Consider the following 889-nt stretch of genomic DNA (forward strand, 5'->3'; position numbering starts at 1 on the left):
ACCCATGAGTTTAGCGTTCATATGATCCTGCATGTATCCTTTTAGGATCCCATCCTCTATCAATATATTATAACTGGGTGGAGTGCCTTCATCGTCTACGCTGATAGAGCCGCGCAAATTGGGCAGAGTTCCGTCATCAACTACTGTGATGTCACTAGCTGCTACTTGTTTACCCACAGAATTTGAAAATGCTGAGACTTTTTTGCGATTGAAGTCGCCCTCAAGTCCATGACCCACGGCTTCGTGTAACAATATTCCTGGCCAGCCTGGACCTAAAACGACTGTCATTTCTCCGGCTGGAGTTGGAATTGCTTCAAGATTTACCAGTGCTTGTTCTAACGCTTGGTTTGCAACTTCTTTCCACTTTTTCTCAGAAATAAACTTACTATAAGAGTCCCTTCCACCATGCCCTGCAGAACCTCTTTCGGTACGGCCATCTTTTTCTACAATGACTAGCACATTAAAACGTACCAGAGGCCTGATATCGCTTAATCTGTGATCACCCTTTATTATTTGTACAACTTGCCATTCTCCACTTAGAGTTATTTTTACTTGCTTCACGCAGTTATTTTTGGACCTTACATACTCATTAACCTCATTGAGTAGCTTAATCTTTGAATTCAGATCCATTTCATTTATAGGGTTAATCCTCGAATATAGGCTTTTTGTCTCTTCGTTTAAATTTATTGAATTTGTCTTGTTTAAAGACACTGAGCTTTTTACCATAGAAGCAGCATTACTAATTTCTTTTTCGCTGATCTCAGAAGAACAAACGAAAGATGTACTATCTTCACAAAAAGACCTTAAACCAAATCCCCTTCTAGTATTCAAGTCCATGTGTTTTAATATGTTATCCTCAAATACCAGGGACTCCGACTGGCAAACTTCT

At 39.7% G+C, this 889-nt stretch carries 1 pseudogene (cut by a window edge); it reads right to left on the reverse strand.

Annotated features, from left to right (window positions below):
* Window positions 1-889, reverse strand: a pseudogene (locus tag WG67_RS04290) (metallopeptidase TldD-related protein); its annotated part runs 110 nt beyond the window's last position; the annotation flags it as partial.

The organism is Wolbachia endosymbiont of Drosophila incompta (assembly GCF_001758565.1).
Taxonomy (GTDB): Bacteria; Pseudomonadota; Alphaproteobacteria; order Rickettsiales; family Anaplasmataceae; genus Wolbachia; species Wolbachia pipientis.